The organism is Achromobacter animicus, assembly GCF_040775605.1.
GTDB lineage: Bacteria > Pseudomonadota > Gammaproteobacteria > Burkholderiales > Burkholderiaceae_B > Achromobacter > Achromobacter animicus.
The window spans coordinates 1307258-1333291 of record NZ_JAYGJK010000001.1; the positions used below are offsets into that span (position 1 = coordinate 1307258).

The following is a 26034-nucleotide window of genomic DNA, read 5'->3' on the forward strand; positions in this document are numbered from 1 at the left end:
GATCAGGCAAAGTGGCAGGCGACCTGCTGTTCGGCGGCGACCTGGCGGGGCTGGGGCGTTTCTTCGGCGCAGCGCGGCTGCGCCATCGGACAGCGCGTGCGGAACGCGCAGCCGGATGGAGGCGACAGCGGGCTGGGGATTTCCCCCTTCAGGACCTCGACCGGATTGCGCTCTCCCTGGCGCGCGGACGGCACGGCGGCCAGCAGCGCGCGCGTGTACGGATGCGCCGGGCGGTCAAAGATCGCGTCGCGCGTGCCGATCTCGACGATCTTGCCCAGGTACATCACGGCCACGCGGTGGCTGATGTGGCGCACGACGCTCAAGTCGTGCGAGATGAACACGTAGGTCAGGCCCAGGTCGCGCTGCAGGTCCATCAGCAGGTTGATGACCTGCGCCTGCACAGACACGTCCAGCGCTGACACCGGCTCGTCGCACACGATGAGGCCCGGGTCCAGCGCCAGGGCGCGCGCGATCACGATGCGCTGGCGCTGGCCGCCCGAGAATTCGTGCGGATACTTGTCGGCCGCGTCGGGCCGCAGGCTGACGCGCACCAGCAGCTGCGCCACGCGCTCGCGGATGGCCTCGCGGCCGTGTCCGAAGTTGCGCAGCGGCTCGCCGATGATGTCGCGCACCCGCATGCGCGGGTTCATCGACGAAAACGGGTCCTGGAAAATGAACTGCATGCGGCGGCGCATGGCGCGCAACTGGCTGCTGTTCATCTTGGCCAGATCCTCGCCTTCCAGCAGGATGCGGCCTTCGGTCGGATCGGTCAGGCGGATAAGGCACTTGCCTGTCGTGGACTTGCCGCAGCCGGACTCGCCGACCAGGCTGAGCGTCTGGCCGCGCGGCACCGATAGCGAGATGCCATCGACGGCGCGCAGCACCTTGGCGCCGCGCCCGCTGTCCACAGGAAAGTGCTTTTTCAAGCCGATGACTTCCAGCATGGGCACCGCGGTGGCCGCGGGCGCGGAAGACGCGAGGGGAATGTCGTGCAGATTCATGGCGGGTCTCATGCGTCTCAGGCAGTCAGGGCGGCGGGCGCGGGGGCGTCCTGGCGCGCCCAGCACCAGACGCGGTGGCGCGCGCCGGCGTCGGTGGCGGACGGCGCTTCCTCGGTGCAGCGCGGCAGGGCCTCGGGGCAACGCGCCGCAAAGGCGCAGCCGCGCGACGCGGGCGTCCTGACCGGGACGATGCCGGGCAGCTCGGCAAGCCGGGCAGTGTGGTCCTGGCCGTCGACGAAGTCGGGCAGCGAACGGATCAGCGCCTGGGTGTACGGATGTTGCGGGCGGTCCAGCACGTCGTCCACGCTGCCTTCCTCGACCTTGCGGCCGGCATACATGACGATGACGCGTTGGCACATCTGCGCGACCACGCCCAGGTCGTGCGTGATCAGCACGATGGCCGTGCCAAGCCGCGCCTGGATGTCTCGCAACAGGTGCAGGATCTGCGCCTGGATGGTGACGTCCAGCGCCGTGGTGGGTTCGTCAGCGATCAGCACCTTCGGCTGACAGGCCAGCGCCATGGCGATCATGGCGCGCTGGCGCATGCCGCCCGAGAGCTGGTAGGGATACTCGCGCACCCGGCGCGCGGGGTCGGAGATCTGCACCAGGTCCAGCAACGCCTCGGCCTGCACCAGCGCCTCTTTGCGCGACAGGCCCTGGTGCAGCATGAGTGATTCACTGATCTGCTTGCCCACCGTGATGACGGGGTTCAGTGACGTCATGGGCTCCTGGAAGATCATCGAGATCTGGTTGCCGCGGATGGCGCGCATCGATTTTTCCGGTAGCGCCAGGAGGTCGCGGCCGTCGAATTCGATGCTGCCGCCCGCGACGCGGCCGGGGGCGCGCAAGAGCCGCATGATGGACAGGGACGTGACGCTCTTGCCGCAGCCCGATTCGCCGACCAGACCCAGCGTTTCGCCGGGCAGGAGGTCGAACGAGAGCTTGTCGACGGCCAGCACGGTGGTGTCGTCGCCGTCGAAACAGGTGGTGAGGTCTTGCACGCGCAGGACGGGTTGGGTTTGCATGTGCGCTCCTACAGCTTCTTGGCCAGACGGGGATCGAGCATGTCGCGCAGCCCGTCGCCGACCAGGTTGACGGCCAGCACGGCCACGCCCAGGAAGAGGCCCGGATACAGGATGATGTGGAACGCCACGGCCACGAAGTTGCGGCCTTCGGCCATGATGTTGCCCCAGCTCGGGATGTGCGGCGGGATGCCCACGCCCAGGAAGCTGAGCACCGCTTCGGTCAGGATGGCCGAGGCCGCGATGAACGTGGCCTGCACCATCAGCGGCGCGAAGAGGTTGGGCAGGATGTGGCGCAGCAGGATCGACGGCACGCGCGTGCCGACCGAGACGGCGGCCTCGATGTACGGCTGTTCGCGGATGGTCAGGACCAGCGCGCGCACCAGGCGCACGACGCGCGGCACTTCGGGCACGACGATGGCGATGATGACGGTACCCAGTCCCCCTTTTAGCGTGGCCATCAGCGCAATCGCCAGCAGCACGCCGGGAATGGCCATCAGGCCGTCCATGATGCGCATGATGACGGCGTCGATGCGGCGGAAGTAACCCGCCATCATGCCCAGCACCACGCCGGCCACGGTGGAGACGACCGCCACCACGATGCCGACCAGCAGCGAGATGCGCGCGCCCCAGACGGTGCGCGAATAGACGTCGCGGCCCAGCGCATCGGTGCCGAACAGATGCTCGGCCGATGGGGGCTTCATGCGCGCCATGGGATTGATCTCTTGCGGATCGACGGTGGCCAGCCACGGCGCGGCCAGCGCGATGGCGGCCAGCACCAGCAGGATGGCGCCGCCGGCATACAGCATGGGATGGCGGCGCACGGATCGGAAGGCGCGACGCAGTCGCGGGCGCGCGGCGGGAAGCGGCAGGGTGGTCGTGTTCATGCGTTGCCTCTTCTCAGTAGCGGATGCGCGGATCGAAGAGCCGGTAGCTCAGGTCGACCAGCAGGTTGATCAGCACGTAGATGCCCGAGGCCACCAGCAGCACGCCCTGGATGACCGGGTAGTCGTGGCGCAGCACGGCGTCGATGGTCAGGCGGCCCAGGCCGGGGATCGCAAACACGGTTTCCGTTACGACCACGCCGCCGATCAGGAGCGCCACGCCCACGCCGATGGTGGTGACGATGGGATTGGCGGCGTTCTTCAGCGCATGCCAGACGATGGGGCCGGACGACAGGCCCTTGGCGCGCGCGGTCCGGATGTAATCTTCGGACAGGGCTTCCAGCATGGTGGCGCGCGTCATCCGCGTGAGCAGGGCCATGTAGACCAGGCCCAGCGACAGACAGGGCAGCACCAGGTGGCGCAGGTAAGGCACAAGGCCATCGGCCAGCGGTTTGTAGCCCTGGACCGGCAGCCAGCCGAGCTTGATGGAAAAGCCGTACACCAGGCTGTAGCCGATCAGGAACACCGGCACCGAGAACGCACAGACCGCGCCCACCATGACCAGCCTGTCCAGCCACTTGCCGGCGTTCCACGCGGCCAGCACGCCCAGCGGAATCGCGGCCACCACGGCAAACAGCATCGTGAAGAGCGCGATCGAGATCGTGGGGCCCATGCGCTGCGCGATGAGCTGCGACACGGGCATCTGCGTGGACATCGAGGTGCCCAGGTCGCCCACGGCGATATGGCTGATCCAGATGACGAACTGCTGCAGGAGCGGCTTGTCCAGCCCCAGGTTCTGCCGGATTTTTTCGACGTCGTCGGCGGTAGCGTTGTCGCCTGCGATGACTGCCGCGGGATCGCCCGGCGACAGGTGTATCAGCAGGAACACCACGACGGCCACGACGGCCATGACGGGTATGACGGCCGCGATGCGGCGCAGGATGAATTTCACGCTGGATTCCCCCCGGCTTGCGGCCGGGCGCGCGCGGCGCCCGGCGTCTGCCTTACGGTTTCTCGATGTTCCACATCACCGGAATGCCGGACTTGATCAGATCGGTCTGCTTCAAGCCGCGCACCGCGAAGACAGGCTTGAACTCGCCCCACATCACGTAAGGCACGGTCTGGTAGGCGCGCGCCTGGATCTGCGCGGCAAGGTCCTTGCGCTTGGCGGCGTCGGTCTCGCGGATCCAGCTGGTGCGCAGGGTGTCCAGTTCCTTGTCGCACGGCCAGCCCGGCAGGCTGTTGCCGCAGGCGGCGGACAGCCACGGGTTGGTGACCGGCGTGCTGGCGTCGAAATAACCGCCCCAGGTCAGGAAGATGTTCCAGCCGCCTTGAGCGGGCGGATCCTTCTTCAGGCGGCGGCCGGCCAGCGAGGCCCAGTCCATCGACTGCAGGTCCACGTTCACGCCGGCCTTCTTCAGGTTCTGCGCCAGCACCATGACGGCCGGGGCGCTCAGGTGATCGGTGGGGTACAGCAGCACCACCTTCTCGCCCTTGTAGCCGGCTTCCTGCAGCAGTTGCTTGGCGCGTGCGGGATCAGTCTTGGCGTAGGGCGCGGCGCCCGCGTCCGTGGCCAGGGGCGAACCGCAGATGTACATGGTGGCGCAGTAGTCCACGCGGTACTTGTCCGGGTAGCCCATCGCGGTCAGCATTTCCTTCTGGCTGACCAGGTAGTACACCGCCTGGCGCGCGAGCGGGTTGTTGAACGGCGGATGCAGCGAATTCAGGATCACCATGCCTTGCGAGGCCACCGACGTGCTCAGCGTGATGTCCGGGTTGGATTCCAGCACCGGCAGGAAGTCGGGCGTGACCTGTTCGATCATGTCGACCTCGCCGTTCATCAGCGCGGCCGTCGAGGTGTTGCCGTCGGGGATGTAGACCCATTCCACGCGGTCCACCTTCACGTTCTTGCCGCCCGCCAGGCCGTCCGGCGCTTCGGAGCGCGGCACGTACGCCGGGTTCTTGACGTACACGACCTTGTTGCCGGGCACCCATTCATCGCGCTTGAAGAGGAACGGACCCGAGCCGACCATCTCGGTGACCTGGGTGTTCGGATCGGTGGCGGCCAGCCGCTTGGGCATGATGAAGGGCGGCATGCCCGAAGGCTTGGACAGCGCGTCCAGCACGAGGCCGAAGGGCTCTTTCAGCGTCAGCGTGAACGTGTTTTCGTTGGTGGCGGCAAATTCTGCGCCGGCCGCCATCATGGCCTGGCCCAGCGTGTCCTTCTTTGCCCAGCGCTGGATCGACGCAATGCAGTCCTCGGCCGTCACCGGCGTGCCGTCGTTGAACTTCAGACCGGGACGCAGGGTGAAGGTCCAGGTCTTGCCGTCTTCGGACGTGGTCCAGGTGTCCACCATCTGCGGCTTGACCTGGCCCTTGCTGTCCTGCGCGAACAGGGTGTCGAACACCATGTAGCCGTGGTTGCGCGTGATGTAGGCGGTGTTGAAGAGCGGGTCCAGCGTCTTCAGGTCGGCGTGCGGCACGAGGCGCAGCGTCTTGGTCTGAGCGAGTGCACCGGTCGCGGCGCTCATGGCCAGGAGCGCGGCGGCTCCCAGCAGGCTGAAACGTCTGATCATGGATTTCCCCTTGTTGGTTCTGGTCTGCCCGTCATGGGCGGCAATGGTGGTTGGTCCTCGGCCCCCGCCTCAGGCCTTGAAGGGCCATTTCGGCAGCTTGCGCTTCACGAACGGCAGCGTGTTGAGGTCATTCGTGATGGCGCCCGGCGTTTCGACGTAGATGACGTGGCGGCCGACCTTCGAATACGAGGCATAGAAATGCTGCGAAGACTTCACGATGATGAGTTTCATCGCGGCCAGGTCCACGCCGAACTGCGTGAAGAGGTCGGTGCCCATGGCCTGGGTGCGTGAGGTGGTCATGACGAGGGTCACGCCGCCGGTGCGCACGACGGCCACGTCGCCCAGCAGCGCGGGCGTGCCGGCCAGACCAGTCATGACGGCGTCGCGCTTGAGCGCCAGGATCTCGCAGTCCAGGTCCAGCGGCTGGCCGGACACCGGCGCCACCTTGCCGCCCACGCGCAGCTTGATCTGCGCGCCTTCGCCGGCCTCGAAGCACAGTTGCACGGCAACCGGATCCCAGAACGGGCCGGTGGCGACATCAGTGATGCCGCGCGCCAGCACGCGTTCCAGGATGAAGGTGGCATCGCTGGGCGCGCCGCCGCCGGCGTTGTCGGCCGAATCGGCCAGCACCACCGGGAATTCCTTGTGCGCCAGCGCCTGGTCCAGCGCTTCGTCCGCGCCGGGGTAGGGCGGCGCCAGCTGATCGCGGAAACCGATGATCTCCTCGCCCAGCGTGCGCGCCAGCGCCTCGGCCTGCGCGGCGTCGCCGTCGGTATAGACCAGCACCTTCGAACCCATGTCCGGCGTGTCGCCCCACGGGAAGCCGTGCGCGATGGACACGGACAGCACGCCTTCCTTGCCTTCCATCGCGAGCAGGCGGTCCACGAAGCTGCGCATCGGCTCGCGGCTGGTGTGCATGATGGAGATCATTTCGCAGTCGTAGACCGCACGCGTGGGGTTGATGCGGCCCTCGGCGCGCGCCACGCACAGGTCGACCAGGTCGAACGCACGTTCCAGGATGTCGGTGTGCGGGTATTCCTTGAAACAGACCAGGAAGTCGGCGCTCTCGACCATCGCGTCCGTCAGGTGGCAGTGCGGATCGAGTTCGGCGCCGATCACAGCGTCCGGGCCGACGATCTCCCGCGCGCGGCGCAGCAGGTCGCCTTCGCAGTCGTCGTAGCCGTCGGCGACCATCGCGCCATGCAGGCCGAAGAGTGCGATATCCACCTTGCCCGCGCGGCGCAGGTCGTCCAGCAGCTCATCGCGCAGCGTCTCGTAGGCGTGGCGGGTGGTGATGCCGGCCGGCGTCGCGCCTGCGGTCAAGCCTTCGATCAGCGTCCAGTCCTTGCCCGCGGCGCGCTGGCGCGCGGCCCACAGCGGACCCGAAAACATCTGCATGCGGTCCGGATGCTGGCCGGCGGGGAAGTAGCCGCGCGCCCGGTAGGAAGCCAGGCCGGTCGGAATGGGGGAGAAGGTGTTCGTCTCGGTCGCCAGGGACCCGGAAAAGATCTTCATGAATGACGCTCCGCGCTAGAGAGGGGCTTTGAGGGCGCGGGCATCGGGGCGCGCGCTGGGGGGTGTCGCCCCGCCAGGCGTGGGCCTGGCGGTGTCATGCAATCGAACGAATACGGCGTCAGGCGGCTGCGGGACCCTTGGGCTGGCTGTCGCCCAGCCAGGCCTGCACTTCGATCTCGACATCCACGTCCATGGCCAGCTTGGCCTCGACGGTGGAGCGCGTGGGGAAATCGGAAGAGAAATGGCTGCGGTAGGCCTCGTTGAACTGCGCGAACAGCGCCAGATCGGTCAACCACACGGTCACGCGAACCACGTCCTTCAGGCTGGCGCCGGCCAGTGCGAGCGTGTCCTTGATGCGCTCGATGGCGGCATTCGTCTGGGCGGTGATATCGCCACGCACGACCTGGCCGTCGGCATCCAGCGGGATCTGCCCGGACAGGAACAAAAAGCCGCCCGCCTGAGTGGCGCGCGAGAAGGGCAGGGGCAGGCTGCTGGGGTATCGGGTGATGGCGGTCATGTCGGGGTCTCGGTTAACGGTGACTGGATCAGCGCAAGCGCTCGGGCCGCACGGCGTCGGCATTGACGCCGTGCGCGTGCAGGTGATCGGGTAGGGGCTGGCGCGTCAGCAGCGCGGCGGCAAGCTCGGACGTGGCCGCGGCGGTCTGAATGCCGTAGCCGCCTTGCGCGGCCAGCCAGAAGAAGGCCGGCGTGGCCGCGTCCCAGCCCACCACGAAATCACCATCGCGCACGAACGAGCGCAGGCCGGCCCAGATGTGCTTCGGGCGGCGGATGGTCAGCGACGTGGCGGTTTCGATGCGGTAGATGCCGGTTGCGACATCCAGCTCTTCGGGCACGACGTCGTGCGCGTCGACCGGATCGGCATTGGCGGGCGAGCCCAGAAGTTGTCCGGCGTCCGGCTTGAAGTAATAGCTTTCGTCTACGCCGACCACGGCGGGCCAGTGCGAGAAATCGACGTCGTCCGGACCGCTGAAGGTGAAGGCGGTGCGGCGGCAGGGTTGCAGGCCGACGGGGGCGGCTCCGCACAGCGTTGCCGTGTGGTCGGCCCACGCGCCCGCGGCGTTGACGACGGCGCGCGCTCGAATCTGGCGCCCGTCGGCCAGGGTCAGCGTCCAGACATCGTTCTCGAACGCGGCGCCGGTCAATTCGGCATTGTTGTGCAGCACCGCGCCCTGGCGGCTCATGCCGCGCAGAAAGCCCTGATGCAGGGCATGCACGTCGATGTCGCGCGCGTCGGGTTCCTCGATCGCGCCGCAGAGCTGGTCTTCGCGCAGGCAGGACACGCGGGCCACCGCTTGCGCGGCGTCGATCAGCGTGACGTTGGGTGACTGGCGGTGGAAGTCTTCGAACACTTCCTGCAGCAGATCCTTCTGGTCCGGCGTTGCGATGTACAGCACGCCGCGCGGGCTAAGCAGCGGATGCTCGCAGAAGCCTTCGGGCGGATGTTCGTAGAACGCGCGGCTGGCGCGCGTAAGCGCCTTGATCTGCGTGGTGCCGTAGGTCTCCATGAACATGGCTGCGGAGCGGCCGGTGGAGTGATAACCGGGTTGGGACTCGCGTTCCAGCACTGCCACGGACGCCGAGGCGCTGAGGCGGTAGGCCACGGAGGCGCCGGCGATCCCGGCGCCGACCACGGCAAAGTCGTATAGGGTTTCAGCAGTCATTTTGTCGGAAGCGAGAATTCTCTTATTTGATAATTCTCGAATACGATAGTTTTTTGACGCGACTGGAGTAATAGGGGAATGCCCGCATGGGCCCAAAAGGCGGGACGATGCGGCGCAGCCCTGCGTGGAGTTGGGAGCCGCGCTGCCTGCCGGCGGGGCGCGCGATGGCGGGCCGCGCTACCCCAGCTTGCCCAGCAGCCCGATCAGTTTTCGCCGATCCGCCGCGCCCAGCTTGCCGCTGATGCGCGCGTCGTGCGCCTGCACGGCCTCGGTGATGGCGGCCAGCGCGGTGTGGCCGGCCGGCGTCATGGCCAGCGCGTAGGCGCGCCGGTCGCGTTCGGCTTCCTGGCGCTCCACGTAGCCCAGGTCCTGCAACTGGTTGACGATCTGCACCGCGCCCGAGCGCGCAATGCCCAGGATGCGCGCCAGGTCGGTGAGCTTGAGGTTTTCATTGGCGGCGATCAGCGTCAGTGCCGAATAACGCTGCGGCGTGATGTCCCACGGCGCCAGCGCGGCCAGGAAGTCCTCGTAGATCAGGATCTGCGCGCGGCGGATGGCGTAGCCGACCAGGTCGTCCAGCGCGCCGTACTGAATGCCGGGCACATGCGGATCGAAGTGTTCGCCGCGGGCAGCAGGGCGGCGAGGGCGTGGGACGGAGGCTCTGGACATCGGGGGCAGATCGTGAAACGGGGCCTCAACACTAATGCACGCGTCGCCGCCGCGCCACCGGATTGCGGGAAATCCCTCGTGCGAAACGCGGGGCGATTTTGTTATGTTGCATAACAAATAAGACCAGGAGTAGACATGCAAATCGTCATTGCCGGGGCCGGGATCGGCGGGCTGACCCTTGCGCTGATGCTGCATCGGCGCGGCATCGGCTGCCGCATCTATGAAAGCGCGCAGGAATTGCGGCCATTGGGCGTCGGCATCAATCTGCTGCCCCATGCGGTCAGCGAGATCGAACAATTGGGCCTCATGCCCCAGTTGGCCGAACGCGCCATCGAGACCTCGCAGCTTCACTACTACAGCAAGCTCGGCCAGCCGATCTGGCGCGAGCCGCGCGGCCTCGAGGCCGGTTATCCGCTGCCGCAGTTTTCGGTGCATCGCGGCGAATTCCAGATGCTGCTCGCGCAGGCCGTGCGCGACCGGCTCGGCCCGGACGCCATCGTGCCGGGCATGGTGCTGGAATCGGCCAGCCAGGATGCGGCGGGCGTGCATGCGCAGTTCCGCCGCCGCGCGGACAACGCGCTGCAGACCGTGCACGGCGACATCCTGGTGGGCGCCGATGGCATCCACTCGGCACTGCGCCGTCAGCTTCATCCCGTCGGGGACGAGCCCCGTTTTTCCGGGCGCATGCTGTGGCGCGCCGTGACCGAGGCGCCGCCATATCTGGACGGGCGCAGCATGTTCATGGCGGGTCACCGGGACCAGAAATTCGTCTGCTATCCGATCTCCGAACCGCTGCGCAAACAAGGCCGTTCGCTCATCAACTGGATCGCCGAGCTGTCGATCCCCGGCGCGGAACTGCCCGCCACCGACTGGAACCGCAAGGTCGACAAGTCCGTCTTCGCGGACCGCTTTGCCGATTGGCGCTGGGACTGGATCGACATCCCTGCCATCATCGATGGCGCCGAAGCAATCTACGAATTCCCGCTGGTGGACCGCGATCCCTTGCCGCGCTGGACGCGCGGGCGCTATACGCTGCTGGGCGACGCGGCGCATCCGATGTATCCGATCGGCTCGAACGGATCGGCCCAGGCGATCCTGGACGCGCGCTCCCTGGCCGACTGGCTGGATCAGGCGGTGCAGGGCAAGGCGCGTTCAGCAGAGATCGCGCTGCTGGAGTACGAAGCCGAACGCCTGCCGCGCACCGCCGGCATCGTGCTGCGCAATCGTTTGAACGGCCCCGAGCAGGTGATGCAGTTGGCCGAAGAGCGCGCGCCGCAAGGCTTTGCGAACATCAACGACGTCATATCGGGCGAGGAGCTGGCGGCGGTATCGCTGCGCTACAAGCAGCTGGCGGGCTTTGACCCCGCCGCGCTGCGCCTTGCCCGCGGAGAAAAGCCATGAGCGGCGCCGATGCCATCAACGAACCCCACGCGCCCCGGCTGGAACACGTGACCACCGTGGTGGTGGACGTGGGCGCGCCGCAGGAAGTGGGCGATACGCCGCAGGGCCGGCGCCGCGTGATCCCGATCACGGGCGGCACGGTCGACGGTCCGCGCCTGTCCGGCAAGGTGCTGCCCGGCGGCGCGGACTTCCAGATCATCCGCTCGGCCACATTCACGGACATCCACGCACGCTATGTGATCGAGACGCCCGCAGGCGAGCGCGTGTATGTCGAGAACACTGGCATCCGCACGGGCAGCGCCGAGGACATCGCGCGGCTGGCGCGCGGCGAAGCCGTCGATCCGGCGCGCATCTACTTTCGCAGCTATCCCCGCTTTGAAACGTCGTCGCCCGCGCTCGGCTGGATGAACGAAAGCCTGTTCATCGGCACCGGCGCGCGCTACCCCGACCGCGTCGAATTGCGTTTCTATCGCATTTGCTGAACCCGCGGCAGCCGCCGCGGCATTAAAAAAACCAGGAGACAACCATGCAAACGATGCTGCGCCGCCTGCTGGGCGGCTTCATGCTGTGCCTGCCGCTTGCGGCAGCCGCCCAGTTCCCCAATGGGCCGGTGCGCCTGAACGTGGGCTTTCCGCCCGGCACGGGGCCGGACATCGTGGCCCGCACGTTGTCCCAGCACATGGGACCGCTGCTGGGCGAAAGCGTGGTGGTGGAGAACAAGGTCGGTGCGGGCGGGCAGATTGCCGCCCAGAACGTCGCGCGCAGTCCGGCGGACGGCCAGACGCTGCTGCTGGGCGAGGTCGGCTCGATCAGCATTTCGCCTGCCACGTACCGCAACCTGAACTACGATCCGCCGCGCGACTTCGCACCGATCTCCGAGGTGGTGCGTGCCGACTTCGTGCTGGTGGTGCCGGCCAGCTCGCCGTACAAGGACCTGCCGGCGTTTATCGACGCCGCGAAGAAGGCGCCGGACCGCGTGAACTTCGCCACCTTCGGCGCGGGTACGCCCGGCCATTTCGGCGCGGAGCTTTTCGCGCGCGAAGCGGGCCTGAAGATCGAAGCCATCCATTACCGGTCGACAGGCGACGCCGTGTCGGGACTGGTGTCCGGCGGCGTGCAGGCAGCCTTCGTGACGACGGCCCTGGCCGCGCCCCAGGTGCAGGGCGGCAAGCTGCGCGCGCTGGCCACCACCGGCGCGAAGCGCTCGTCCGCGTTGGCTGACGTGCCGACCTTCGCGGAGGGCGGCCTGCCGGCGGTCAACTTCGGCGCCTGGTTCGCGTTGTTCGCGCCGGCCGGCACGCCGGAGGCCGTGCTGACTCGCTTGCAGGCTGACAGCGCCGCCGCGCTGCGCCAGCCTGCCGCCGTGAAGACGCTTGGCGAAGCGGGATTTGTCGTCGTGGGCTCGGACCGGCAGGCGCTGCAGGCCTTGCTGACCGCGGAGTCCAAGCGCTGGGCCGACGTGGTGAAGGCGACGGGGTTCCGCGCCGACTGAAGCACCGGGGGATCTGGCCGGCCATACGTCGCCGGCCATACGTCGCCGGCCACAGCGATTGCTATAGTCTCGCGCTCATCAATCTTCGCGCTTCACTGGAGACCCGCTGCATGTCCGATCCCACGTTCGATCACGTTCTGTCCCACCCGCCACGCTGTCTGGATGGCGTGCGCGTGACGCCCGCGCCCTTGATCGTGGAAGACCGTGGCGAGGTTGCGGTCGCATTCCGCCTGCTGGGCGCCGGCGGCGCGCAGACGGGCGAAATCCTGGGCTTTGACCTGCGCGACTACAACGAACACGTCCAGGACTACGAATTCGTGTCGCCGCTGGCCGTGAAATGGGACGACGCATCGGAGGGTGTCGTGGTGTTCGACAGCGACATCCACGGCTATCACGGCGAGCTGGATTGCTCGGCCAAGATCCGCGGCGAGGGGGCGGCGCAGGCCTTTGCCTGCCCCGCCTGCCAGGGCACGCGGTTCAGCGTCTTCGCCCAGTTCGACTACGACGGCACGGACGAACTCTGGGACGAAGATCCGGACACCGTGCAGAACTTCTTCAGCAATCTCATCGTGGCGGGCCAATGCACGTCCTGCGACACGGTGACGCGCGTCCTGGACATGGACCTCTGACCAAATCAAACGTTTGAACGCGGCCGTCTGGAGGCGGCCGATTGCTCGCGCGGATCGCACAGTTCGGCCCCTTTGGCACCATCAGTGGAACAGTATGTTCCAGCCAAAGTGCGTTTGAACGGGTATTCGCGTCATGGTCGAGCCGGTAGAATGCCTCCCATCGTCATCTCTATCTACTGGTCGAAAGGTCAAATAATGAGCAACGCATATCTCGAAGCGCTCAAGCAGCGCCGCACGCAGTATTCGCTGGGCCGCAACCTGTCGGCCTCCAAGGAAGAACTGACCACGCTGATCCAGGAAGCGATCAAGCACAGCCCGTCCTCCTTCAACTCGCAAAGCTCGCGCGCCGTGATCCTGTTTGGCGCCGAAAGCGACAAGCTCTGGAACCTGGCTACGGAAGAAGTGCGCAAGGTTGCGCCCGCCGAAGGTTTCGACAAGACCGAAGCCAAGCTCAAGAGCTTTGCCGCCGGCGTGGGCACCATCCTGTTCTTTGAAGACCAGGACGTCGTGCGCAGCCTGCAGGAAAAGTTTGCGCTGTACGCCGACAACTTCCCGGTCTGGTCCGAGCAATCGGGCGGCATGGCCCAGTTGTCCGTGTGGACCGCGCTGGCCAACGCCGGTGTCGGCGCCAGCCTGCAGCACTACAACCCGCTGATCGACGCCGCCGTCGCGCGCGAATGGAACGTTCCCGCCTACTGGAAGCTGCGCGCGCAGATGCCGTTTGGCTCGAACGAAGCCGGTTTCGGCGACAAGGCTTTCATGGACGACGCCGAGCGCTTCCGCGTGTTTGGCTGATCGAATCCGGGGGCGTGCCGCGCACGCCCCGCATGACCGCGGTATTCAGGCCCGCATTGCCCCACACGGCAATGCGGGCCTTGTCATTGGCGGGCGGGCTGAATGGGCAAGCCGGCAATGCATCCCGGTGGTATCCGTTTGACCGAGCCCCCATATCGCCTGCAGCGGATGGCGCTATAGTCGACCGATCCCCACCAGTAAGGAGATGTCATGCAGACCAACGAGATCCATCGCGGCCGTCTGATCGATCACATCCAGCTTGTCGTGCGCGATCTGCCGGCCAGTCAGCGCTTCTACCAGGCGGTGTTCGATGCCCTGGAGGTGCCGATGGGCGGCACGGCCGACGACTACTTCTGGGCGGACGAGCTCTTTGTCTCGTCGGCGGACAGCCAGGCCGCGCTGGGCCAGTTGACGGGACGCCACCATCTGGCGTTCCAGGCGCGAGATCAGGCGATGGTCGACGCGTTTTACAAAGCGGCGCTGGCTCACGGCGGCAAGGACAACGGCGCGCCGGGATTCCGCGAATACCATCCCGGCTACTACGGCGCCTTCGTGCTGGATCCGGACGGCAACAACATCGAAGCCGTGTTCCATGGCGAGGCCCAGCGCAGCGCGCCGTCAGTCAAGGTGACGTTCTGACCGGAGCGTTTCCGTGCAACTGCGCCATCTCCGGTACTTCGTGAAGATCGTCGAGGCGGGCAGTTTTTCCCGCGCGGCGGCGCTCATTCCGGTGGCGCAGCCGGCGCTCAGCCAGCAGATCGCGGCGCTGGAAGAAGAGCTGGGTGTGACGCTGCTGCATCGCAGCGCGCGGGGCGCGCGTCCCACGGCCGCGGGCGCCGCGCTCTACACGGAAGCCGCGTCCATCCTGAGCCGCATGGAGCGCATTCCGCAGATCGTGCGCTCGCTCAGCGGCGACATCCAGGGCGTCGTGCGCATCGGCATGTCGTCGACGCTGGCGTCGTTTCTGGCGGGCGAACTGATGGAAAAATGCCGGGCGGCGCTGCCCAAGATCAGCCTGCGTTTCAGCAGCGATGCCAGCGGCCAGCTGGGCGCCCGCATCCGCGACAGCTCGCTGGATCTGGCGCTGGTGTTCGAGGACGAACCGACCACGGGTTTTGCGCGCCAAGCGCTGTTCCGGCAACGGCTTTTCGTGATCAGCCCGCGCAAGCCCGGGCGTCGGCCGTCCGCCATGCGCTTCGAGCAACTGGCGGACATGCCGCTCATTCTGCCCGCGCATCCCAACATGACACGCAATCTGCTTGACCGGCTGTTTTCCGAGGCCGGCATCGCGCCGCAGGTGGTGGCGGAAACCGAGGTCTTTTCCGGCATGCTGTCGGCGGTGCAGGCGGGCATCGGCCACACCATCCTGCCGCTGGGCGATTTCTCGGGGCAGCCGGGAAACGCGATGGTGTCCGCCGTGCTGATCGAGCCGCCCGTCTATCTGACGGCGGCAGTCATCGCGTCCAGCGACGTGCCGCTGGCGCCGCCCGCCGAGGCGGTGCGCACGCTGCTCAGCGAGTTCGTGATGCAGCAGGTGCAGGAAAAAGGACTGGCCGGCGCGGAGCCGCTGCCTTCCTGACGCGCCGCTAAAGGCCATATCCGCGGCCGATACCCGCATATCGACATAGTATTTTTCCAGCTTCGCCGGCAGGCGCAATCTTCACGCTCATGCAGCAACCGCAATGTCTGCGGCCTGCAGAACTGGAGAGTGATGATGGCAAAGCTGGTTTATCGCGTGGTGTCCGCGTGCGGCGCGTTGGGATATGGATTTCCTCGTGAATCGCTGCAAAAGGCGCTGGAAGGGCGGATCGACGCCGTGATCTCGGATGCGGGATCGATGGACGCCGGCCCCTATTACCTGGGCACGGGAACCGAATACTTCGAACGCGAGGCCGTGAAGGCGGACTTTCGCCACATGGTCGAGGCGGGCGAACGCATCGAGGGTCCGGTCATCCTGGGAAGCTGCGGCATGGCGGGCGGCAACCGCAACCTGGACTGGATGATCGACGTCGCCAAGGAAGTGTTTGACGAGCTGGGCGTGAAGGACCGCGCCGTGGCCGTCATCCGGTCCGAGCTGGACCCGGCCAGCGTGATCCGCGAATTCCGCGCGGGTGCGCTTCGGCCCACGGGCGCCGGGCCGGAGCTGGATGCAGCGGCGCTCGAAGAGAGCACCATCGTGGGTCAGATGGGCGTGCATCCGCTCATCACTGCGCTGGAAAGCGGCGCGAAGTACGTGCTGGCAGGCCGCTCGTGCGACATTGCACTGTTCGCGTCCGACATGATCCGCCGCGGTATCGATCCGGGTCTGGCGTACCACGTGGGCCACGTGCTGGAATGCGGCGCGCTGGCCTGCGACCCGGGCTCGCCGTCGGATTGCCTGATCGCCGAAATCTACGACGACGGCACGGCGCTTTTCGTGGCGCCGGACTCTGGACGGCGCTGCACGCCGTATTCGATTGCGGCGCATTCGCTGTACGAGGAAAGCCATCCGCAACTGCAGTTCTATCCCGAAGGCATCCTGGCGATGGAACACACGGAATTCTTCGCGCGCGACGCCCGCACCGCCGGTATCCGCAACAGCCAATTCGTGCATGCGGGCAAGCCATGGCCGTGGAGCATCAAGCTGGAAGGCGCGCGGCGGCTGGGCAAGCGCAAGGTGTCGCTGGTTCATCTGGATCCTGCGGACCTGCCGCGTGTGCCTGGCGACGTGCTGGTCTATGGCCGCAACGGGGTCCAGGCCGTGCCGCTGCGCGAGGGCGAAAAGGAGCTGGGTCTGATCGTGGAAACGTGCGCGGCGACGCCGCAGGCAGCCGAAACGCTGGCCAGTCTGCTGACCCACTATCTGATTCATTACGGTTACGCGGGGCGCAAGGCCACCGCCGGCAACATTGCCTATCCGCTGTCGCCCAATCTGGTGAGCTTCCGGCGTGAAGACGGGCAATACGGCGCGGTGGTTCCCAGCGGCACGCGCGATCCGGTGTTCCAGGCGAATTACCCGATGATCAGGGACGCGGTCATCACGCTGGTTCAGGCGGAATTTCCGGACGCGCTGCGCGCCGCTACCTGGAAAATCCATGAGGCCGACGCGAGCCATCCGGTCGCGCTCGTGCGCACCATCGACCGCGATCCCCGTGTGCTCGCCGACCGCCATCACGCCGAGCTGCAACGCCTGCTGTCGCTGGCCGCCGCGCGCGACGGCTCGCGGATGGACATGGATGCCGGCGATGCCTACGAATGGACGCTGTACCACCTGCTGCAGAACGAAGACATCATCAAGAACCGCATGTTCCCGATCACCTACTTCCGCGCCAACGGCAAGGCGTGGACGGAAAGCGGATCCGGCCGGCCGCGGTACTACGACATCGGCATCACGGACTACCAGGGCAATCTGGACGACCGCACGCTGTCCCTGATCGCCGACGTGCCGCCCGATGGCACGCCCCAGCGCGAACAACCGCTGCTCGACATGGCCGTGGTGGTCCGCAGCAAGGACGCGGGCATCAACCGGCTGACGTTCGACATCGTCTTCAACTCGGCCGCCGACTACGAGGCCGCGTTGCGCTCGAATGTGTTCTGCCCGGCCAATGTGGCGCAGGTGCTGGGCGTGGCGCCCGAGCGCGTGGTCGGCACATTCTTCGTGGATAGCTGCAACGCCATCAAGCTGACCATCGACCGTCCGAACATTTCTGCTTCGCCGGATGAGCGCGACGTGTTCGGGGCGCAGCAGCAGGCCGTCATCGAGCGTCTGTCGATACCGCATTACGCGGAGCGGCTGGCGATGGCCTCGGCGCTGTAGCGCGTGTTGAGGCCGCCGCCGATCGCGAACGGGAAGGGCGATCGGCGGCGTGCGTCCGTGGGGTCGTCCCCGGTTTCGTGCCAGAATTGCGGGCTGTCCAACCGCCATCGAACCCGAGAAGAATCCGATGAAACCTGGAATTCCCGCCCTACGGTTGTTGTCCCTGGCTGGCTTGTTCGCCTTGTCCGCGCCCGCGCTTGCCATCGATTGCAAGAAGGCATCCACCGGCGTCGAGAAGCTGATCTGCGCCGACCGCGGCGCCGTGTCCGCCGACGCGGAATTGAATCGCAGCTACAGCGCACTGTTGAAAGCCGCGCCCGATGCCGAGATCCGCACCATGCTGATCGACGGCCAGAAGCGTTGGCTGGCGGCGCGCGACAACGCACTGGAAAGATTGATCGAGTCGCCGGACCTCCTGCCCGACGGCAAGACCCGCGCGCAGGCCGCGCGCAGCCTGATCCAGGCGCGCAGCGCCCAGTTCAAGGAAAAGGCCAAGGGGTCTGATACGCCGGTCCTGATCGCGCGGGCGCTGGATCAGCGCAAATTCCGGGCGCAGTTCACCGGCGGTCCGTTTGCCGGGTTTGCGTCGTCGTGCGACGTGCTGCCGCCCGACTACAACAACTACTCCTGCTTCGCGACCCGCCATTACCAGCACAATGACCGCGTCTGCTCGGTGGACGAGTATTGGGCCTCCGGCGGCGTCTACACAAAGCGGTACGTGGCCGACGTGGTGAACGGCAAGCCCAAGGTCATCGCGTCGTGCTCGTTCAGCAGCGCCGACGAGGCGTGCGATGACGGCAATGGCAAGACCCACTGGAACCGGTCGCCGGTAGCGCCCGATTTCAGTTATGCCGACAAGCCCCTGCCGAAGATCGACGGCGAAATCTTCGATACCGACGACTACGAATGGGCGCAGGCTTGCCTGGCAAGCCCGGTGTATCCCGCTGACAAGTAGCGCGTTCAGGCCTGCGCGGCCGCGCGTGGGCCTGACGGGGAAGGTGTCAGACTGTAATTGCGCCCGCGCTGGCCATGAGGGCCGGACCGCGCCCGCCGGATGACAATTTCCCATGCGGGGCACACGGCGCGCGGACGGTTGGATCACGCCGCCCGGGGCTGGTCGGCCGCAAGATTTGGAAACGGACTGCGCCGCGCAGCGGTAATTTCGTCCACGGCACGGACGTAGAATCCCGCTCTTCGTCAATGCCACGCGGCCGTCAGGAACCAATCATGAAAAAAACCATCCTTCTTGCATCCGTCTGCGCGGCGCTGCTGTCTGCCTGCGCGCCCACGACCTCACCCCGCGAAGGATCGTCCGCCATGCCTGATTCCGCCACCATGTCCGCCGAAACTCAGGCCGGCCTGAGCGCCTACCATTGGCGCCTGACCGCCGCCACCGATGCCGCGGGCAAGGCCATCGCGGCGCTGCAAAAGGGCGTCGAGCATCAGGTGCGCCTGACCTTCAAGGACGACGGCGTGAACATCCGCGGCGGCTGCAATGCGCAATTCGGCGGGTACACGTACAAGAACGGCGTGCTGACCATCGCGAATCTCGCGTCGACGATGAAGGCCTGCGAACAAAGCCTGATGCAACTCGATGCCGAGATCGCCCAGCGCCTGAAGGGCGATCTGCGCGTGACGATGTCGGGCGACAAGGCCGAACCGACGCTGGACCTCACGACGCAGGACGGCAGCGTGCTGAAGTTCGTCGGCGAACCCACGCCGGAAACGCTGTACGGCAGCGCGGGCCAGATCATGTTCCTGGAAGTGGCGGCCAAGCGCGCCGAATGCAGCCATCCGATGATTCCGCACTATCAGTGCCTGATGGTGCGCGAACGCAAGTTCAATGACGCGGGAATCGCGCTGCCGGCGCCGGACAAGTGGCAGCCGCTGTACCAGTCGATCGAAGGGTTTGAGCATCAGGATGGCGTGCGCACCGTGCTGCGCGTCAAGCGCTACGACTGGAAGAACCCGCCCGCTGATGCGCCCTCCAAGGTCTACGTGCTGGACATGGTGGTGGAGCAGGACGCCTCGGGCAAGCGCAAGTAAACGGGGAGGTCCGCGTGTAGGGGCGCGTGGAGGGGCGTTAGCGCGATCCGCGCGGTTATCGCCCTGTTCGCGGTTAGCGCCCTTGGCCCGGTCACCAGGTGACGTAGAACATCGCCTTAGCCAGCACGACGATGGCCAGCATGTGGCAGAACACGCTCAGGTGCAGACGCCCTTGCAGCGCGCCGGTGAGCTTGCGCTGCCTGGCCAGCACCAGCGCGGTCGCCACATGAATCAGCACGCTGATGGCCAGCGCGATCTTGATGGACAGCAGCAGGCCGAACGATGAGGCCAGCGGCGCGGATAGCGCGCCGCGGTGCTGCCACGCCAGCCCCAACCCCGCCAGGTACAACACCACCACCGACCACGGCACCACCGAACGCACGCGCGGCCCGAGCTGGCTGCCCAGCGCCTTGCGCACGTCGGGCGGCAGACGCCGGTGCACCGGTTCAAGAAACAGCACCTCGAACGTGACAGTGCCGACGAACAGGAAGGCGGCAAGCAGGTGCAGGATGAGCAGCACGGGGTAGAGGGTCATGAGGGCATTCTCCGCCCGCGGATCGCGGCGCGAAATGACAAACATCAAGGGTGCAAGGTCCGGGTTGAGTCCAGCGCATCATCGACCCAAGCAAGCAGCCCGATAAAAAAGCCGGGCCGCGCTCCCTCGCAGGAAGTCGCAGCCCGGCTTGTCCATCCCCGGAACTCAGGTCACTTGCCCGCCGGCTGCAGCGTCAGCGTATCCGACCGCTGGCTATCCACCTTGGCCCGGCTGAAGGCCATCGGGAAGTACTCGCCCGTCGCCCAGCCCTTGATCAGGTCTTGGTAATGCGGGCTGCGCGGGTCCGCCGATTGGCCCGGCACGTTCTGCACGCGCGAGTTGTCCCAGTCGGACACGTCGATCACCTGGCGGTACGACGCGCCGCTGGTCACGCGGTAGTCGCTCTTGCGGAACGTCGCGCGATGCACCGTGTCGTTGTCGCCGCCGACCGGATAGCGCGGCGTGCCCCACGCCTTGGCCGTGTCGGGCGGCAGCAGGCTGGCCAGGCTGTGATCGAACTGGATGTGGTGCAGCTTGCCCCACTGCCACTGCTTCGAGTCCGGCCCCATCTTCGCGGTGAGCTGCGTCAGACCATCGGCCAGCGCCTGCAACAGCAGGGCGTCGCGGCCCTGATCCGGGCGAGGTCCAAAGGCGGCGTCGGGCGTGGCCAGCTTTTCCAGTGTCTTGCGGGTGGAAAGCTCGCCGAATGCCGCGCGTCCGTTTGCCGGCACATACAGGTCGGTTACGCGTTTGACGACCTCGGGCAGCCAGAAGGCATAGACGGTGGCGGCCCGGGAGTCCGTGGCCATGCGGTAGTCCCAGTCCTTCAGCAGGCTCAGCGCTTCGCCGACCTTCGCGTCCGCCGAGTTCAACGACTTGGCATAGCCGCCCAGCGTGCGGGCAGGAATCGACAGATTGTCGAACTGCAGGTCCTGCGACTGCTGCACGGTCAGCCCCTTGCCGTCAGCCACCACCTCGCGGATTCGCTGGATGCGGAAGGGCTCGGCCCAGGTGCGCGCCGACATGTCCTTGTACGGATAGTTGGCGGGCAGGTTGTACTCGTTGGCCGTGGCGACATAGCCTTCGGGCGGATTGAAGACGCGGGGCAGGGCGTTGCCGGGCAGCACGCCGCGCCATTCGAAGTCGCCATTGCCCGGCACGGGCAGCATGCCGGACCAGTCGTTGCGCGGACGGATGGGCGCGATGCTGCCGCCGAACCAGCCGATGTTGCCGTCCACGTCCGCGTAGACCATGTTCTCGCTGGGTGTGTAGTGCTTTTCCATGCCGGCCACGAACTCGTTCCAGTTCTGCGCCTGATTCAAGCGCAGGCTGGCCAGATAGGCGGCCGTACCCGGGAATTCCAGGTAGGCGGCGCGCAGGGCGTAGGCCTTGCGCCGCACCGGGTCTTCGTGGATGACGGGACCGTGGCGCGTGAACTTCAGGCTGCGCATGGCAGGCGACGCGCCGCGCACCGGAATGCTCTCGTCGATCTGGCGCATCTTTTCCCAGCGGCCCTGGTAGCGGTATTCGCCGGGGTTCGCGGGGTTGGTGTCGTAGACGTACAGGTCTTCCTCGTCGCCGAACGCGAAGATCGTCAGGCCGAACGCGATGCGGTCGTTGTGGCCCATCGACACCCCGGGCAATGCCGGTTCGCCCGCGCCGATCACGTTCCAGCCCGGCGCATTCAGGTGGACCATGTAGCGCAGCGACGGCATCGTGATGGACCGGTGCGGGTCGCCTGCCAGGATGGGCTTGCCGGTGGCGGTGCGTTCGCCGCTGAGCGTCCAGTTGTTGCTTTCGTAGCGCGGCGCCAGCGGATCGAAGGCCGGGTCCAGCGACGCAAGCCGCCCCTCGGACAACGCGCTCGCCAGCTTGGCGCGTTCATCCGCGGCAAGCGGGCTGCGCGGGAAGTCGCCCGCCTCGAACTTTTGGCCGTCACGCGCCAGCCGGTAGGTGGCCAGGACGGACTTGTTGATCTGGCGCACGTCCAGGCCGGCAGGCACCTGCAGCGCCAAGGGCGGCTCGAAGGTGCTCAGCCCCTGCACGTTGTTCAGGCCCAATGCGGCGATCTGCTCGGACATCCGCACTTCCTCGCTGACGTTGCGCGTCAGGCCGTAGATGCGGATCAGGGACGTCTCCGGACTCCAGTAGCCCGGCTCGGTGCCGGTCAGCTTGAACTCCGGCGGAAGCTGGTCGGGATTGGCCTTGACCCAGTTCACGTAGGCATTGATGCCGTTGGCGAATGCGGTGAGGATGGCCTGACCTTCGGGGTGATAGCTGGCGAATTCCGCCTGCATGTCGCCGCGGTACAGGAAGAGGCGCGCGGCGCGGTCCTGCTCGATGAAGCGCGGGCCGAACTGTTCGGCCATCTTGCCTTCGCCCTGGCGGCGCCACAGGTCCAGTTGCCACAGGCGGTCGCGCGCGGCCGAAAAGCCCTGAGCAAAGAACAGGTCCGCCTGGTTCTTGGCGTAGATGTGAGACACGCCGTGCTTGTCCCTGACGATTTCCACGGGCTGCGAGAGCCCAGGCATGGCAATCGTGTCCTTCTTGCCGCCTGGCGAGGCGCAACCCGCCAGCACTGCGATCAGGCCGCTTGCCAGGAATGCGGCGGCCCTGCGCTTGAACGTACGCATAGACTTCTCCTCCGGTTATTGATCTTTTCTCTGCCGGCAGTACGTCAAACGCTGGAAGCCGCGCCGAACGCAACACCATGCAGCGACTAGAACTAAAGCAGAAGCGTGGGGAGAACTGTTTTATTTGATTAGATCTGGCAGGACTTGTAACGCTTCGTTGAAGTCTGACCAGTATGGGAAAGCGCACCTGGCTGACATCACGTCGTTTAAAGCCGCGATCAGGCATGAAATTTTTGGTCACGACATCGCGCTCCGGCCGGTAAACTCGGGCGCCCTGGATACCGCGGGCGCGCTTGCTGTTCGCCGTCCTCACCCATAGCCGTACCTCATGCCGATCTCCGACCTCGCACGCAGCCTGTCCCGTCCCATCCTTTCCGCCGATGACCTGGAGTCGATGGAGCAGTTCTTCAGGCGGCCCGAGGTTGGCGCCTTCCTGACCCATGCCCGCAACCCGGCGAACACTGCTGCGGCCCTGCGGGATTGCGCCGATCTTCTGCCGCAACTGCATCCTTCCCATGCTGCGGCGCTTGCGCTGATGGGCGGATCGCTGGTGGAGGGCGGCGCCGATCCCGCCATTCTGTTTCCCACGCTGCACGCACTGCTGCGCGACTGGCTGCAACGCCTGCGTCCGTTATGCGCGCAGGAAGTCGAAGAGGACGGCGAGGAGGTCGAGGAGACCGACCGCCAGGCTTGGACGGACGCGCAGGCCAGGTTGGCAGCGGTGCCGCAGGACGCATTCTGGGAGGTCGAAGCCCTGCAAGCGGCCGTGGACGTGCTGGTGCTGCCAATGATGACCATGCTCTTGCGTCACCGTGGCAATCACCAGGCGTTCATCGCCGACGACGCGCTGATGGCCTTGCTGTATGCCATGACCTCGCTCAACGACAGCCTGCCGTTCCACCAGCTGCATTTCCTGTGGCTGGCATCGCGCGTCAGCTACGAAGACGAACTGGTGGTCGTGCTGCCGGCGTCCGGAACGGGCTTCATCGCCGAGGCCCACGCCATCAACAACACCTTTCACGCCCTCACGCTGCTGCAGATCCTGATCGGCGAACACGCGCAGGCGCTGCGCGTGCAGCGGGTAATCGCCTCGCGCACGCCGGACATGGATGGCGACACGGCTGACTTCCAGTGGTTGCAGGCCGGCGCGTATGCCGGAGGCGAGCTGAAGAACATGCTGAAGTGGGCGTGGGGCGAAGCCGCGCTGCGCGACCATCCGTCCCGGCACGGAAAGCGCGTGCTGATCGCGTTGGAAACGGACGAGGGCACCAAGCGCAACTGGTCGGGTTTCAACGGCGCGATCCACGAGGCGCAGCAGCCGTCGATGACGTTCAAGCGCTATCTGACGCCGGAGGAAGTGGCGTCGTACCTGGCGTGAGCCGGCGCAGGTTCAGCTGCGCCCGAACAACCCGTCCACGCTGTCCTGCAGGTCGAAGACGTCCGACACGGCATACAGGCCCACCGGCTTGCCCAGTCGGCTGGTGTCCGGCGGCGTTTCCACGCAGGCCTTGATCAGCACGAACTGGCCGGCCGGATCCGGCATGAACTTCATGCCGGCGACCGACATCCGTTCGATCCGCACGCTGCCGTCGTTGTAGCGGCGGCCGCGCGCGAGCTTGTCGCGTAGTTCGTCGATGGCGGGCACATGGTCGAAGACGGCGTCGTAGAACTCGATGACCGGACTCTGGTTGGTCTGCGCGCAGTGGTGGACATACGCTGCGTGATAGCGGCCTTCGAGCTGGTATGACACCACGTCGCCCGCCCGGTAGAACGTCAGGCTGTCGGGCAGGCCGGGCGCGCGCTTGAGCGGTGCGGGCGGCGTGTGCAGGAAGGCGGCCTTGATCGCGGCGGTCTTGCGATGAAAATCGTCGCTCAGGGCCACGGCCTCGTTCAGGGCGTCGATGGCGGCATCCGCGCGGTCGGCGATGCCGGCGTCGGCGATGCCGTACTTGTGCAGCAGGATGGCCAGCGCCACGGCGGTCTTGTGGCGATACAGCGGCGAGGCCGCGTCGTCGCCCGCCTGCAGCACGCAGTGCCAGCGGCGCAGCAGGCGCGTCAGTACGCTGTCCGATGGGTTGGCTGCAATGGCGGCGTCATGGCGGGCGCGCGCCATGGTGTCCGCCAGCAGGCGCGCAAGGTCTTCGTCCAGCGTCTGGACCAGGATGTCGGCGGCGAGTTTCTTCAGCGCCTGGGCGTGGGTGATGGCGGTCATGGTGTCGGTCATGGCCGCGCCGCCGGAGCCGGCGCGGGCCGAGCGGGCGGCGAAGAATCAGGCCCGCAGCGTGTCCCGCACCTGCATGAGCGCGAAGCCCAGCAGGTTCAGGCCGCGCCACAGGTTGGGATTGGCGATGTGTTCGTCGTCCTGCGCCATGCCCACGCCCCAGATGCGGTCCACGGGGCTGGCTTCGACCAGGACGCGGTTGCCGGTCTGGAGCAGGAACTCGCGCAATTCGGGGTTCTGGCCGAATTTCGCCGCGTTGGCGCGCACGACGATGGCATAGCGGTTTGCCAGCCAGGTCTCGTCGTTAAAGCCCATGACCTGCCGGCCCAGCGCCTTGGCCGCGCCGGGATTGGGCGCCTTGAACACGAGCGCGCGTGTCGCCTCGTCGCCAAAGAGCCGGGCCTTCTCGGCCATCATGTAGTGTTCCGCGGTGGGGTAGCGCTGGCCTTCGATTTCGAAGGGCGCGCCGTACCACTGGCTGAAGCACGAGGCCGTGATGCCGTGCTTGGCGGGCTGGTGGCCCCAGAAATTGACGAACTTGAGTTTGGCGCCCGCGTTGTAGCGGCGGCGCAGGTCTTCGATGTAGCGGGTGTCGGTCATGCCGGAAGGCGGGGTCCGGATAAGGAAGAGGCTGGAGGATAAAGGGGGATGGTATCCCGCTCGTTACCAGATGCAAGCCGATCCGCCGATTATTTGCCAAATGGCGTCGCGCGGCGGGGCAGGGCAGCCCCGTCGCCGCGCGGGGTCATCATGTTGCAGACATCACCACCTGCGCTCCGACCCGCTTGTGGGCTGCGCTGCCGACTGGCCCATGCCGCCGGTCCGGACGGTGGATTCGTATTTCTTGTAGTCCTCGATGTACGTGGGCGAGTTGACGTTCGGGCTTTCCTCGCCAGCCCATTGTTCTTCCAGCCCGGCTTCGCGCCATGCGGCCAGGTCGCGTTCGACGTCGGCCCGGGTGGGCGTGAAGTCCGAGGAAGGCGCCGCGGTGGCCGGCGCCGTTGAGGCGGATTGCGCACCCGCGGGGCTGGACAGCAGGGCAAATGCCGCCAGCGCAGCGGGGATAAGGGCGCGGAATGGCAGGACAGGCTTCATGAAGGGCTCCTTGGGGATGCGTGGGGGCGCAGCGTTGGGACC

At 66.6% G+C, this 26034-nt stretch carries 25 protein-coding genes; 11 read left to right on the forward strand and 14 right to left on the reverse strand.

What is annotated here, in order from left to right; all coding sequences use genetic code 11:
• Positions 1-2 precede the first annotated feature (2 nt).
• The 9 genes from AB3147_RS05870 to AB3147_RS05910 all read right to left on the reverse strand — a co-directional run bounded on the left by AB3147_RS05870 (position 3) and on the right by AB3147_RS05910 (position 9349).
• Entirely contained in the window at positions 3-1001 is a 999-nt protein-coding gene (locus AB3147_RS05870) for an ABC transporter ATP-binding protein (protein ID WP_367351547.1), read from the reverse strand.
• 17 nt (positions 1002-1018) lie between these two features.
• The gene (locus AB3147_RS05875; RefSeq protein ID WP_239213123.1) at positions 1019-2026 is read right to left on the reverse strand and encodes an ABC transporter ATP-binding protein; all 1008 of its coding nucleotides are present in this window, start codon (positions 2024-2026) and stop codon (positions 1019-1021) included.
• Between the two features lie 8 nt (positions 2027-2034).
• Positions 2035-2910, reverse strand: coding sequence for an ABC transporter permease (locus AB3147_RS05880; protein WP_218344850.1), 876 nt, complete (start codon positions 2908-2910; stop codon positions 2035-2037).
• Positions 2911-2923: 13 nt separating this feature from the next.
• Positions 2924-3859 carry an ABC transporter permease gene (locus AB3147_RS05885; RefSeq protein ID WP_239213122.1) on the reverse strand — a complete coding sequence of 312 codons (936 nt, stop codon included), beginning with the start codon at positions 3857-3859 and terminating at the stop codon, positions 2924-2926.
• A 52-nt stretch (positions 3860-3911) separates the two neighbouring features.
• Positions 3912-5483 carry an ABC transporter substrate-binding protein gene (locus AB3147_RS05890; protein ID WP_239213121.1) on the reverse strand — a complete coding sequence of 524 codons (1572 nt, stop codon included), beginning with the start codon at positions 5481-5483 and terminating at the stop codon, positions 3912-3914.
• A 69-nt stretch (positions 5484-5552) separates the two neighbouring features.
• A complete protein-coding gene (locus tag AB3147_RS05895; protein WP_218344848.1) occupies positions 5553-6998 on the reverse strand; it encodes a M81 family metallopeptidase in 1446 nt (481 codons plus the stop codon).
• Positions 6999-7116: 118 nt separating this feature from the next.
• Positions 7117-7515 carry a RidA family protein gene (locus AB3147_RS05900; protein WP_175123074.1) on the reverse strand — a complete coding sequence of 133 codons (399 nt, stop codon included), beginning with the start codon at positions 7513-7515 and terminating at the stop codon, positions 7117-7119.
• A 28-nt stretch (positions 7516-7543) separates the two neighbouring features.
• A complete protein-coding gene (locus AB3147_RS05905) occupies positions 7544-8680 on the reverse strand; it encodes an NAD(P)/FAD-dependent oxidoreductase (protein ID WP_175123073.1) in 1137 nt (378 codons plus the stop codon).
• Between the two features lie 177 nt (positions 8681-8857).
• Positions 8858-9349 (reverse strand): MarR family winged helix-turn-helix transcriptional regulator, encoded by a 492-nt coding sequence (locus AB3147_RS05910; protein WP_367351548.1) that lies wholly within the window; start codon positions 9347-9349, stop codon positions 8858-8860.
• Positions 9350-9484: 135 nt separating this feature from the next.
• Between AB3147_RS05910 and AB3147_RS05915 the strand changes: the two genes are divergently transcribed.
• The 10 genes from AB3147_RS05915 to AB3147_RS05960 all read left to right on the forward strand — a co-directional run bounded on the left by AB3147_RS05915 (position 9485) and on the right by AB3147_RS05960 (position 19508).
• Positions 9485-10750 carry a flavin-dependent oxidoreductase gene (locus tag AB3147_RS05915; RefSeq protein WP_367351549.1) on the forward strand — a complete coding sequence of 422 codons (1266 nt, stop codon included), beginning with the start codon at positions 9485-9487 and terminating at the stop codon, positions 10748-10750.
• Positions 10747-11232: a DUF3237 domain-containing protein gene (locus AB3147_RS05920; RefSeq protein ID WP_239213116.1), complete on the forward strand. Its 486-nt coding sequence runs from the start codon at positions 10747-10749 to the stop codon at positions 11230-11232. Before AB3147_RS05915 ends, AB3147_RS05920 begins: the two co-directional genes overlap by 4 nt.
• A 44-nt stretch (positions 11233-11276) precedes the next feature.
• On the forward strand, positions 11277-12242 hold the full coding sequence (locus AB3147_RS05925) for a Bug family tripartite tricarboxylate transporter substrate binding protein (RefSeq protein WP_175184184.1): 966 nt from the start codon (positions 11277-11279) through the stop codon (positions 12240-12242).
• A gap of 110 nt (positions 12243-12352) precedes the next feature.
• Positions 12353-12871: a hypothetical protein gene (locus AB3147_RS05930; protein ID WP_367351550.1), complete on the forward strand. Its 519-nt coding sequence runs from the start codon at positions 12353-12355 to the stop codon at positions 12869-12871.
• Positions 12872-13066: 195 nt separating this feature from the next.
• Positions 13067-13666 carry a nitroreductase family protein gene (locus AB3147_RS05935; RefSeq protein WP_175123067.1) on the forward strand — a complete coding sequence of 200 codons (600 nt, stop codon included), beginning with the start codon at positions 13067-13069 and terminating at the stop codon, positions 13664-13666.
• Positions 13667-13876: 210 nt separating this feature from the next.
• Positions 13877-14305, forward strand: coding sequence for a VOC family protein (locus AB3147_RS05940; protein ID WP_175184186.1), 429 nt, complete (start codon positions 13877-13879; stop codon positions 14303-14305).
• A gap of 13 nt (positions 14306-14318) precedes the next feature.
• Positions 14319-15245, forward strand: a complete 927-nt coding sequence (locus AB3147_RS05945) for a LysR substrate-binding domain-containing protein (RefSeq protein WP_239213110.1) — start codon at positions 14319-14321, stop codon at positions 15243-15245.
• A 132-nt stretch (positions 15246-15377) separates the two neighbouring features.
• A complete protein-coding gene (locus AB3147_RS05950; RefSeq protein ID WP_367351551.1) occupies positions 15378-17462 on the forward strand; it encodes a DUF4387 family protein in 2085 nt (694 codons plus the stop codon).
• Positions 17463-17589: 127 nt separating this feature from the next.
• Entirely contained in the window at positions 17590-18417 is an 828-nt protein-coding gene (locus tag AB3147_RS05955; protein ID WP_367351552.1) for a lysozyme inhibitor LprI family protein, read from the forward strand.
• Positions 18418-18779: 362 nt separating this feature from the next.
• Positions 18780-19508: a DUF4377 domain-containing protein gene (locus tag AB3147_RS05960; protein WP_367353518.1), complete on the forward strand. Its 729-nt coding sequence runs from the start codon at positions 18780-18782 to the stop codon at positions 19506-19508.
• Between the two features lie 91 nt (positions 19509-19599).
• Here AB3147_RS05960 and AB3147_RS05965 read toward each other — a convergent pair whose 3' ends face one another.
• Both AB3147_RS05965 and AB3147_RS05970 read right to left on the reverse strand, forming a co-directional pair.
• Entirely contained in the window at positions 19600-20043 is a 444-nt protein-coding gene (locus tag AB3147_RS05965) for a CopD family copper resistance protein (RefSeq protein WP_239213104.1), read from the reverse strand.
• A gap of 170 nt (positions 20044-20213) precedes the next feature.
• On the reverse strand, positions 20214-22676 hold the full coding sequence (locus tag AB3147_RS05970; protein WP_367351553.1) for a penicillin acylase family protein: 2463 nt from the start codon (positions 22674-22676) through the stop codon (positions 20214-20216).
• Between the two features lie 328 nt (positions 22677-23004).
• On the opposite strand from AB3147_RS05970, the gene AB3147_RS05975 reads away from it, so the two are divergent.
• Positions 23005-24054: a hypothetical protein gene (locus tag AB3147_RS05975; protein ID WP_367351554.1), complete on the forward strand. Its 1050-nt coding sequence runs from the start codon at positions 23005-23007 to the stop codon at positions 24052-24054.
• A 12-nt stretch (positions 24055-24066) separates the two neighbouring features.
• Here the strand turns inward: AB3147_RS05975 and AB3147_RS05980 are convergent, their stop codons facing one another.
• The 3 genes from AB3147_RS05980 to AB3147_RS05990 form a co-directional block, all read right to left on the reverse strand.
• Complete coding sequence (locus tag AB3147_RS05980; RefSeq protein WP_367351555.1) at positions 24067-24900, reverse strand: hypothetical protein; 834 nt, start codon at positions 24898-24900, stop codon at positions 24067-24069.
• 45 nt (positions 24901-24945) lie between these two features.
• Positions 24946-25497 (reverse strand): NADAR family protein, encoded by a 552-nt coding sequence (locus AB3147_RS05985; protein ID WP_367351556.1) that lies wholly within the window; start codon positions 25495-25497, stop codon positions 24946-24948.
• A 162-nt stretch (positions 25498-25659) separates the two neighbouring features.
• Entirely contained in the window at positions 25660-25992 is a 333-nt protein-coding gene (locus AB3147_RS05990; RefSeq protein ID WP_343738693.1) for a DUF4148 domain-containing protein, read from the reverse strand.
• Positions 25993-26034 lie beyond the last annotated feature (42 nt).

What these genes read in the sequence shown, in the direction of transcription:
- AB3147_RS05870 (WP_367351547.1), bottom strand. Translation starts at nt 1,001, where the DNA reads ATGAATCTGCACGACATTCCCCTCGCGTCTTCCGCGCCCGCGGCCACC.
- AB3147_RS05875 (WP_239213123.1), bottom strand. Translation starts at nt 2,026, where the DNA reads ATGCAAACCCAACCCGTCCTGCGCGTGCAAGACCTCACCACCTGTTTC.
- AB3147_RS05880 (WP_218344850.1), bottom strand. Translation starts at nt 2,910, where the DNA reads ATGAACACGACCACCCTGCCGCTTCCCGCCGCGCGCCCGCGACTGCGT.
- AB3147_RS05890 (WP_239213121.1), bottom strand. Translation starts at nt 5,483, where the DNA reads ATGATCAGACGTTTCAGCCTGCTGGGAGCCGCCGCGCTCCTGGCCATG.
- AB3147_RS05895 (WP_218344848.1), bottom strand. Translation starts at nt 6,998, where the DNA reads ATGAAGATCTTTTCCGGGTCCCTGGCGACCGAGACGAACACCTTCTCC.
- AB3147_RS05900 (WP_175123074.1), bottom strand. Translation starts at nt 7,515, where the DNA reads ATGACCGCCATCACCCGATACCCCAGCAGCCTGCCCCTGCCCTTCTCG.
- AB3147_RS05905 (WP_175123073.1), bottom strand. Translation starts at nt 8,680, where the DNA reads ATGACTGCTGAAACCCTATACGACTTTGCCGTGGTCGGCGCCGGGATC.
- AB3147_RS05910 (WP_367351548.1), bottom strand. Translation starts at nt 9,349, where the DNA reads ATGTCCAGAGCCTCCGTCCCACGCCCTCGCCGCCCTGCTGCCCGCGGC.
- AB3147_RS05915 (WP_367351549.1), top strand. Translation starts at nt 9,485, where the DNA reads ATGCAAATCGTCATTGCCGGGGCCGGGATCGGCGGGCTGACCCTTGCG.
- AB3147_RS05920 (WP_239213116.1), top strand. Translation starts at nt 10,747, where the DNA reads ATGAGCGGCGCCGATGCCATCAACGAACCCCACGCGCCCCGGCTGGAA.
- AB3147_RS05925 (WP_175184184.1), top strand. Translation starts at nt 11,277, where the DNA reads ATGCAAACGATGCTGCGCCGCCTGCTGGGCGGCTTCATGCTGTGCCTG.
- AB3147_RS05930 (WP_367351550.1), top strand. Translation starts at nt 12,353, where the DNA reads ATGTCCGATCCCACGTTCGATCACGTTCTGTCCCACCCGCCACGCTGT.
- AB3147_RS05935 (WP_175123067.1), top strand. Translation starts at nt 13,067, where the DNA reads ATGAGCAACGCATATCTCGAAGCGCTCAAGCAGCGCCGCACGCAGTAT.
- AB3147_RS05940 (WP_175184186.1), top strand. Translation starts at nt 13,877, where the DNA reads ATGCAGACCAACGAGATCCATCGCGGCCGTCTGATCGATCACATCCAG.
- AB3147_RS05950 (WP_367351551.1), top strand. Translation starts at nt 15,378, where the DNA reads ATGATGGCAAAGCTGGTTTATCGCGTGGTGTCCGCGTGCGGCGCGTTG.
- AB3147_RS05955 (WP_367351552.1), top strand. Translation starts at nt 17,590, where the DNA reads ATGAAACCTGGAATTCCCGCCCTACGGTTGTTGTCCCTGGCTGGCTTG.
- AB3147_RS05960 (WP_367353518.1), top strand. Translation starts at nt 18,780, where the DNA reads ATGCCTGATTCCGCCACCATGTCCGCCGAAACTCAGGCCGGCCTGAGC.
- AB3147_RS05965 (WP_239213104.1), bottom strand. Translation starts at nt 20,043, where the DNA reads ATGACCCTCTACCCCGTGCTGCTCATCCTGCACCTGCTTGCCGCCTTC.
- AB3147_RS05970 (WP_367351553.1), bottom strand. Translation starts at nt 22,676, where the DNA reads ATGCGTACGTTCAAGCGCAGGGCCGCCGCATTCCTGGCAAGCGGCCTG.
- AB3147_RS05975 (WP_367351554.1), top strand. Translation starts at nt 23,005, where the DNA reads ATGCCGATCTCCGACCTCGCACGCAGCCTGTCCCGTCCCATCCTTTCC.
- AB3147_RS05980 (WP_367351555.1), bottom strand. Translation starts at nt 24,900, where the DNA reads ATGACCGACACCATGACCGCCATCACCCACGCCCAGGCGCTGAAGAAA.
- AB3147_RS05985 (WP_367351556.1), bottom strand. Translation starts at nt 25,497, where the DNA reads ATGACCGACACCCGCTACATCGAAGACCTGCGCCGCCGCTACAACGCG.
- AB3147_RS05990 (WP_343738693.1), bottom strand. Translation starts at nt 25,992, where the DNA reads ATGAAGCCTGTCCTGCCATTCCGCGCCCTTATCCCCGCTGCGCTGGCG.